The sequence below is a fragment of the Acidimicrobiia bacterium genome, assembly GCA_016650365.1.
Taxonomy (GTDB): Bacteria; Actinomycetota; Acidimicrobiia; order Spongiisociales; family JAENVV01; genus JAENVV01.
Map to the genome: position 1 here is coordinate 1 of JAENVV010000189.1, position 8,952 is coordinate 8,952.

8 protein-coding genes are annotated in these 8,952 nt (G+C 60.3%); 6 read left to right on the forward strand and 2 right to left on the reverse strand.

What is annotated here, in order from left to right; genetic code table 11:
* The 4 genes from JJE47_11515 to JJE47_11530 all read left to right on the forward strand — a co-directional run.
* A partial coding sequence (locus tag JJE47_11515) for a phenylacetate-CoA oxygenase subunit PaaI (GenBank protein ID MBK5268049.1) occupies positions 1 to 99 on the forward strand: 99 nt, incomplete at its 5' end.
* A complete protein-coding gene (gene paaJ, locus JJE47_11520) occupies positions 93 to 533 on the forward strand; it encodes a phenylacetate-CoA oxygenase subunit PaaJ (GenBank protein MBK5268050.1) in 441 nt (146 codons plus the stop codon). The genes JJE47_11515 and paaJ, both read left to right, overlap by 7 nt.
* Positions 422 to 1,579: a 2Fe-2S iron-sulfur cluster binding domain-containing protein gene (locus JJE47_11525; GenBank protein ID MBK5268051.1), complete on the forward strand. Its 1,158-nt coding sequence runs from the start codon at positions 422 to 424 to the stop codon at positions 1,577 to 1,579. The genes paaJ and JJE47_11525 overlap by 112 nt, the downstream gene beginning before the upstream one ends.
* The gene (locus JJE47_11530) at positions 1,576 to 2,175 is read left to right on the forward strand and encodes a TetR family transcriptional regulator (GenBank protein MBK5268052.1); all 600 of its coding nucleotides are present in this window, start codon (positions 1,576 to 1,578) and stop codon (positions 2,173 to 2,175) included. The genes JJE47_11525 and JJE47_11530 overlap by 4 nt, the downstream gene beginning before the upstream one ends.
* Before the next feature lie 94 nt (positions 2,176 to 2,269).
* On the opposite strand, the gene JJE47_11535 is transcribed toward JJE47_11530, so the two are convergent.
* On the reverse strand, positions 2,270 to 5,842 hold the full coding sequence (locus JJE47_11535; GenBank protein MBK5268053.1) for an MMPL family transporter: 3,573 nt from the start codon (positions 5,840 to 5,842) through the stop codon (positions 2,270 to 2,272).
* Positions 5,843 to 5,921: 79 nt separating this feature from the next.
* Positions 5,922 to 7,001: a histidinol-phosphate transaminase gene (hisC, locus tag JJE47_11540; protein ID MBK5268054.1), complete on the reverse strand. Its 1,080-nt coding sequence runs from the start codon at positions 6,999 to 7,001 to the stop codon at positions 5,922 to 5,924.
* A 114-nt stretch (positions 7,002 to 7,115) separates the two neighbouring features.
* On the opposite strand from hisC, the gene JJE47_11545 reads away from it, so the two are divergent.
* Positions 7,116 to 7,715 (forward strand): hypothetical protein, encoded by a 600-nt coding sequence (locus JJE47_11545; GenBank protein MBK5268055.1) that lies wholly within the window; start codon positions 7,116 to 7,118, stop codon positions 7,713 to 7,715.
* A gap of 252 nt (positions 7,716 to 7,967) precedes the next feature.
* A complete protein-coding gene (locus JJE47_11550; GenBank protein MBK5268056.1) occupies positions 7,968 to 8,852 on the forward strand; it encodes an NUDIX hydrolase in 885 nt (294 codons plus the stop codon).
* The last annotated feature ends 100 nt before the right edge of the window (positions 8,853 to 8,952 follow it).

The following is an 8,952-nucleotide window of genomic DNA, read 5'->3' on the forward strand; positions in this document are numbered from 1 at the left end:
ACCAGCGGAGGTCGGGATGGACGTCACACCAACCATCTCGGGCTGATGCTGGCCGAGATGCAAGTACTCCAACGCACGTATCCGGGTGCCAGCTGGTGAACCAGATTCGCCAGGCCATCAAGTCGGTTTGCGATCCTGAGATTCCGGTGCTCACCATCGTCGACCTTGGCATCCTACGGATGATCGAACAGACCGGGAACGACATCACGGTCACCATTACCCCGACCTACTCCGGATGTCCGGCCATGGACACCATCAGCGCTGACATCGTGGAAGCCGCTACCCGAGCGGGCGCCTCGTCTGTGAGGGTCAACACCGTCCTCAGTCCGGCTTGGACCACCGAATGGATGTCCGTCGAAGGACGCCGCAAGCTGACCGAATTCGGGATAGCCCCACCAGGTACCGATCCCATCTGCCCACAATGTTCGGCACCGAACCCTCGCCAGATATCCGAATTCGGGTCAACGGCCTGCAAGGCGCTCATGGTGTGCTCGGACTGTGGCGAACCGTTCGATCGGTTCAAGAACTTGTGACCGAGTTCTTCGCCCTCCCGATCGTGGAAATCGAACCGTTGACGGACGATTCGGTAGCCATCACCTTCGGCCTCGACAATCTCAACCGCTCCCGGTTCGCCTACCGGGCCGGGCAGCATGTCACGATCCGGACAATCATCGACGGCCAAGACATCCGTCGTTCATATTCCATCTGCGCCGACGCCGGCCTTGGGGACCTTCGGGTCGGGATTCGTCGGCTCGACGGCGGCGTCTTCTCAACCTGGGCGACCAAGGAACTCCAGGTGGGCGACCTGCTCGATGTCATGCCGCCCGTCGGTGAATTCACGCTGCCGGCATCGAACGGGCCCCGAGCCGTCGGCGCCATTGCCGCGGGTTCAGGCATCACACCGATTCTGTCCATCGCCACAACACTGCTGGCGGCCGAACCCGACAGCTCCTTCACGTTGATCATCGGGAACCGAACGGTCCAATCAATCATGTTTCTCGAAGAACTCGAGGGACTGAAGGATCGTTACACAAGCCGGTTTCAACTCATCCACATCTTGTCGAGAGAACCATCGGCCGTACCGCTGTTCTCAGGCCGCATCGATGCCGCCAAGCTCCACGAGTTACTCGACCAGATCATCACCGAACCGATCGATGACTGGTTCCTGTGCGGACCGCACGAAATGGTCCAAGCCGCCGCGACCGTCTTTGACGAGCGAACCAACAGCCGAATCCACGAAGAGTTGTTCTTCTCCGAACCGTTCGTCACTGCTCCAGAGCCACCCCGTTCGACTGAGGGACTAGCCACCGTAACGTTCACACTCGACGGTCGGACATCGATCGTTGCCGTCGATCCCGGCGGGTCACCCATTCTCGATTACGCGCTCGGGGTACGCAGCGATTTGCCGTTCTCGTGCCGGGGTGGGGTGTGCGCCACGTGCAAGGCAAGGGTCGTGGAGGGCGAAGTGCGAATGGACCAGAACTGGTGCCTCGTCCAGGAGGAGTTAGAAGCCGGTCTCGTTCTGACCTGTCAGTCCCATCCCCTGTCCAGCCAGGTTCTCCTGGACTACGACGTATGAGCAGGCTGCGGCGGGAAGATGTCATCGAGGCGGCGAGTCGGCTCTTTGCCGTCCACGGATATCACGGTACGTCGATGCGGGATCTAGGAACCGAACTCGGGATCCTCGGCGGTTCGGTGTACGCCCACGTTTCGTCCAAAGAAGAGCTACTCGTTGAGGTCGTGCACCGGGCGGGCCGCTTGTTCGGCGAAGCCGCCGAGGGAGCCCTAACCGGTTCTCAAAGCCCTAGCGACCAACTCAAAGCGCTTATCGCCGCACATATCGGCGTCGTTCTAAACCACCGTGACGAGGTACAAACGTTCCTGAACGAAGCCGCCGCCCTCGACGGCGCACACCGTGACGAGATCATCGCCGAGCGGGACCGATACGAAACCATTTTCCGGTCAGTCGTCAAAGCCGGCGTGGCGGACGGAACCTTCCGAGCGGATCTCGACATCGACCTGGCCACCATCTTCGTGCTGTCCATTCTCAACGCCATCGAACGCTGGTACCGGCCTGACGGCCGGGTGGATCAGGCCGCCCTCGTGAGCGAGATATATTGGTTCGCCACCGTAGGCATTTCCCAAGAAATCGAAACGGTCGATCTCCCCGAGTAACTCCGGGCCACGCAAAGGTACTCACGAGGGTTCCCGCCGCCGGAACCGGACCCCGTGGAAGGGTGGAGACGCCGATCGCCCCCACCCTTGTCGACTAGATACCCAGGGACTCGTGTAGCGCGGCCTCGTCGATGGTCGCATCTCCATGGCGACGGTGCCAGCGATCCCACAGGACCAACATGGACGGCAGCACCAACAAGGAGAACAACAAGGCATAGGCGATGGCGTAAAACGTGACGGCCCCGAACTGCTGGAACGGGGTCAGATTCGATGTCACTAACGAGCCGAACCCGGCCATAGTTGTCAACGCCGACCCTGCGAGCGCCCCGCCCGTGTGGAGGGTCGTCGATCTAATCGCCTCCCCCGTCGATTCGAACCGGATCCGGTCTTCCTGGAATCGATGCGTGATGTGGATCGTATACGGCACTGCGATCCCGATCGCAAGCGCCGAAATGGTCGCGGTGACCGGACCGAACGGAATCCCGGTCATCGCCATCGTCCCGAACGTTGCGAGAATCACCAGGACTACCGGGAGCATGGTGATGACACCCAAAAACGGTCGGCGAGACTCGACCCAGAAGTTCACGATCAACAATATCGTGGCGGCAATAAGCGTGATCCACAGTGAACTCACCTGCGACGACTGGAGGGACTTCACAACAACGTTGCCGATGATGTTCTGCGATGTCGGAATCGCCGTTGCACCCGCCTGATCTACCGGTGCAAAGGCGTCGTTGAGCCCATCATTCAGGGCGCCGGCGCGAGAGTCGCCCGCCTGGGTGTTGATCGTCCACAGTGCCGCGTCGTAGCCACCCGAATCACTCGAATGGATCACAGATCCAAACGTCGTCGGATCGACTCCTGCGGCGGCCGAGTACAAACCGGTCAGGTCGGCCGATGCCGGCACCTTGAAATCCGCCCCCATCCCGACAGCGTCCGCCGCATCAGCCACCGTCTGGTCAAATGTTGGCGAGTTTGGTTGTACCAGACTGGCAATAATCGAGATCGGCGAAGTCGCGGCCGGGGCATCGCCGAATGTGATCACATCGTCGGTCGACCCCAGATTCGCAAACGCATCGACCTGGGCGTTGTGTACCGAGGCGGAAGCAATGTCGCCCTCGATCAACACACTGGTTGCCTCGCCAAACCCGCCCCCGAAGTCCTCTGTCAACTGGTCGACAGCCGCCAGCAGCGGGCTGTCGGACGGCACGAAATCGGTAAATGAGAACTTCGTTTCGAGCTGACGAAAGCCCGCGTAACCAAGCACACCGATCAAAAGCGCCGCGATCACGACCGGAATCGCGGCCTTGTCGGCCAGCGCCCCGGTCGGCCCGACGATCTTGGGCAGATAGATAATCGTAAGACCAACAACTGCCCCGATGACGGCGAAGATCCACACGGAATTGAGTTCGAAGACGTCCCCGAACCCGACACTGCGGATCCCCGCCTCGATGAGAACGCTCAGAAGGTAGACAACCGCGCCACCGACCGCTCCCGCCACTGTGGATCCGATCGCGCCACCCTTGGCATCCTCAGCGGCGAAGTCTTGAGGATCGAGGCGGCCGGCCGCCCGCCGGTCGAGTAGAAACCTGACTGCCGGAACCAACGTGAGCATAAGAGCAAAGGACACGATGATCCCGACGGCCGCCAGAATGCCGAAGTCTTTCAGCGCAGGGATCGGGCTGACCAGGTTGGTCAAGAATCCGACCGCGGTCGTCACGGTCGCCAGAATAAGGGCGACTCCAACCGTCCGAATGGCCGTCTCGGTAGCCACTTCAACGCCGCGCTCCTGACCGAACTCTTCTTGGTATCGCGAGGTCATGTGGATGCCGTAGTCGACGCCGAGACCGATCAAAAGAATCGGAAGAATCTGAACGATCTGATTGAAGTTTCCGATGATCCCCAGATACTTCGGGCCGAGCAACACGCCGATACCATTCATAATGGCAATGGCGAAGAAGATGGCAAACATGGTCAGACCCATCGTGGCCATCATCCGGCGAACCGAGCGAACCATCCCGTTCGAACCGCTCAGTCGTCGCCAGTAGTTGAACATCAAGATGACAACAATGATGAGAGCCGCCAGTCCAAACATCCGACCGATCTCGGCGGTGCTGTCGCCACCTGTGGCAAAAATCAACTCAAAGGAAAAGCCCCTCGCTTCGAAGCCGTCTGGTAGATCAAGCTGATTGAGGTCGTCAACGAAGGCTTGCTGGCGAAGGGAGAACGCTTCGAATGCGACCGAATCAGCCTGATCGGGACTGTTTAGTAACAGAATCATGAGACCGCTCGAGGCCGACGGAACGCTGAGGTCTTTGTCGGTGCTCAGGAGGTTTTCGACCAAGCCCACCTGCTCGACTGGTATGAAAGACAAACGGTCGAGGTAGGCAGCCTTGAGCTGTGCATCGGTTGGATTGGAAGGAAGATAGGACGCCGAAAAGCCGGCCGGCAGCTCGGCTCCGCTGATGGCGGCCGACAGGCTGGCCTCTTCGTCCGTGGTCAACGGTTCAGAGAGAGCAACGCTGATCAGCCCCTTCGAAGCGCTGGGGCCGGCCGGGTCCTTGTCGTTTGACAGGAGGAAGTCGAGAAGGGGAGCAAACCCAGCCGGGACAAAGGCGAGTCGTTCCGAATAGACCGTCTTGAACTCATCGTCGCCGGGCGTCGCCGGTAGGGCGGTTACCGAATAGCCATCTGGAAGGGCAAGGTCGGAAAGACCCTGCTCAAAGGCAGCCAACTCGTCTGAACTCAGGGGTTCCGTCAACGTGAACGACACCAAGCCGGCGGCGGCGCTTGGAACGGACAGGTCCGCGTCATTCGATGCGAGAAAAGCCAGTACCGGTTGAATCTCGGGCGGCAGGTCGGGCAATGACCCCAGGTACGCCTGCTTGAGTCCCGCCGTGGGAACGTCCGCCGGCACATTCCCCTGTGCGATGGCGCTCTCGACCGGAAGCAGATAGGAGGTTACCGGCGGCTGATTGCCCTCCGGCAGTTTGGCTCCGAAGACCCCAAACCCGACACCTTGGATCGCTTGAACGGCTTGCAGCCCCTCAGCCGTGAACACATCGCCGCCAGAAGACCGAACAGCAACTTGAATGGACGGTCCCTGGGAGGCCGACCCTTCCATAGCCTCCAGGAAGCTGGTAACCGGAGGCTGTTGACCATCAGTTGGAACCTTGGCGGCCGCCGCCGAACTGAAGACGGCTTGCTGTATTGCTTGGGAGGCTGCCAACCCGGCGGGGCTGATCACATCGGTCCCGCTAACCGCGATCTGGATGGATGGCCCCTGGCCGGCCGCTCCCTCCAACGGAGCCAAAAAGCTGACCACTGGAGGCTGCCCGTTCGATTCCTGCAGATCCCCGCTCAGCTCCGACGCAGCCAATGCCTCGGTGATCGCATGGACAACCTGAGCGCCCTCGGCCGAAACAACGTCATCGGATGACACGATTACCTGAAGTACTGACCCCGACGACTCATCTCCGAACAATTCGCCGATCCGGGTCGAAGCATCCAGAGCGGCGGCTTCCGGGGCAAACCCATCATTCGCATCGGCCTGGACGACAAACTGGTTGAAGTACGACAGACCGACACCCACCACCAGCACCAACCCGACCGTGAGCCACGGGTAGCGCTGGACCGAGCGCGACAGTAGACGTACGAGAGCTTTCACGAGAGTGTTCCCCTTTTAAATCAACAATTTATTGCATAGCAAAAGAAGTTGCGGATGACAGGCTACGCGTGGCGTTCGTTTAGACCAACCTGAGTTCGTCGAACGCTTCAAAGAACCTTCGGAGCTCGGCGTCGCTGCCCACCGACACCCGCAGACCACCCGGAGTCGATCGCGTGATAACTCCAAGTCGCTGGAGCCCTTGAAACATGCCGGCGGGATCGTCCATCGGCAGGAACACGAAGTTCGCCTGACTCGCCACGTACTGCACGCCTCGATCGGCCAACCCGGCTTCAAGGCCCCGGCGGCCGGCGGCATTTGCCTCCTGACGCCTGGCAAGCTCGCCAGGGTGTCGCAGTGACTCGGCAGCGGCAACTTGGGCAACCGTGGTGACCGTGAACGGGGCCTGCACCTTTCGTAGCTCAGCGAGGGTGACGGGCATCCCCACCGCATAGCCGATCCGAAAGGCCGCCAACGCGAACACCTTCGAGAACGTCTTCGTGACAATGACGTTGGGTCGGCGCACCGCTTCGGGAACCATCGAGGCCCATTTCGAATCGGTGACATACTCCCCATACGCCTCGTCAACTACCACCAACACGTCGTCGGGGACCGCACCAAGAAATCGACGGGTGTCCTCTGTCCCTGTCAGTGTCCCGGTCGGGTTATTCGGGGAACACAGATACACGACAGTCGTCGTCTCGTCGATGGCGTCAAGCAGCCCATTGAGGTCGACCCGGTAAGCGCCGTCGAGAGGCACCGGGCGGCCGGTGGCCCCAGCCAATTGAGTCGCCAGGTCGTAGATGACAAACGAGGGCTCCGGGAAAACCGCCGAAGTCCCCGGACCTCCTACGGCCAAGGCAACTTCGCGCAGAATCGCCGAAGTCCCCGCCCCAAACCACAGATTGTCCGCCGCAACGCCTAGATGTTGAGCCGTCAACGGCGTCAATTCGCGCATGGCATTGTCGGGATAGCGGTTGGCCGTCATGACTGCCTCGGCAACCACCCCTTCGACAGATGGGAACGGGCCGTCAGGAGATTCGTTTGAGGCGAGTTTGACGATATCGCGTTCATCCAACCCGATGTCAGCTGCCACGGCCGCGGTTGTTCGCCCGGCCACGTATGGGTGTATGGAAGCTACTTCGGGTCGGATCCGGATCATGGCCCGATACTACCGATCGGTGGCCCCGACACAGATCCCACTCTCGGTAGCGCGGCTACCGCCCGAGGAATCCCGACGAGGGTTAGACTTGTCGAAGCGGGAAAAGGGAATTACATGGCTCTGACTTTTGCGATCACAGCCGCCGTCATGACAGGACTATTTCTATTCGCGGGCATATACGTCCTACGCGAAGCTCGCCGGATTTCGGAACCCCGATTTGCCAGGCTGATGCATGCCATCGCACTGGCTTCGTTAATCATGTCGATGATCGGGGCCTTCTTCGTCCTTATGGGCATCGCTCACATCGACCTGAAGGCAACCGATTCGATCGCCACCGCAATGATTTTCGGCTTCGCTGTAATGCTCGCCTCGTTCTGGTTGGCATACATGTCCTTAAAGGTCGTGCTGGAGCTCGCCGAGCCCATGAGGAAAGCCGAACGCATGATGAACGCCCTCTCCAATCAGATCCCGGAGACATCGGTCGCCGACCTCGGCCTGACAACTCGCGAGCTTGAGGTGGTGACTGTGATAGCCGAAGGATCCATTACGGACGCGCAGATCGCCGACATGTTGTTCATTTCGAAAGCGACCGCCGCCACCCACGTGCGAAACATCCTCAAGAAAGCCGACCTCAGTAACCGGCGCGACCTCATGCTCCTCAGCGGTTGGCAGGAGATCGACCCAAGCCACCGGCCGGTCCGCCTCCGGGGCTGACTAACCACCCTCCTCGTCCCTGGCGAGTATTCTCCTGAAGAATGCGACGACGAGACCCCCGCGAACACGAAGGCTGGCCGGCACCGGGACAGCCGCAGTTGTCGGCGTGGCCATAAGATGTCCGAACCAACCCGACTGGCGGGCGGCATCAACAGGAGGACCTGTCTCGTGTGTGACTGGACCGAGATCGACCTGACCGACACGGCGGTTCCTGCCAGGCTTGTCGCCCGTAAACCGATGTGGCAATAGCCGGTGGGCACCATCACTTCTGAGATACGTGCCGGGGGCGGGCTTATTTGGCGGCCGAACAAGAAGGGCAGCGTCGATGTTCTGCTCGTCCACCGTCCTGGTTATCGGGATTGGACGTTCCCGAAGGGAAAGCAAGACGATGGCGAAGCCATCCGAATGACGGCCCGACGGGAAGTGGCTGAAGAAACCAATCTGTACTGCCGCCTCGGCAAGTTACTTGGCACCATCGAATACCTGACCGGCAACGGTTCACCGAAGATCGTTTACATGTGGGAAATGGCCTACTCGCACGGTTCTTTCAAGCCAAACAGCGAAGTCGACAAGGTGCAGTGGGTCCCAGCCAGCAAGGTCGCCGACATGTTGACCTATGACCGGGACCGGGAGTTTTACCAATCGTTGAAACAAATGTGGTGGGTTGGGAAGCCGTGGATGCAGTTGATCCGACATGCCGAAGCGGGCCATCGACGAACCTGGACCGGCGACGATCGGACCAGACCGTTATCGGCGCTCGGGCGTCAACAAGCCATGGTTATCCGCGAGCGATACGCCGACAAAGGACTCGACCGAATCGTCTCAAGTCCTTTTGTTCGCTGCGTGCAGACCGTTGAGCCACTCTCGGCGGCTACCGGAATCGAAATCGAAAAACATCCGGCGTTGGCCGAAGGCGCCGACCCAAAGGCCACCGCCGAGCTGCTGAGAGAGCTCTCGACGAGCCGATCAGCCCTTAGCTCGCACGGTGATGTCATAACTGGCGTCATGGATTATCTGGCCAGACGTGGCTTGCCGCTCAGCGAGCCATTCGACACGAAAAAGGGCTCGGTGTGGAAACTGTCCGCCGCCGACGGGGAAATCACCAAAGCCAGATACCTGCCTCCCCCGGCCATCTAGCTCGACATTCGCAAACCCTCGACGACTAGCGAAAGGCCTGGTCGCTGAGCGCAGCTTGCTCGCGGTCGTGTTGGTGATGGCTCCCGCTGGCCGGACTGGC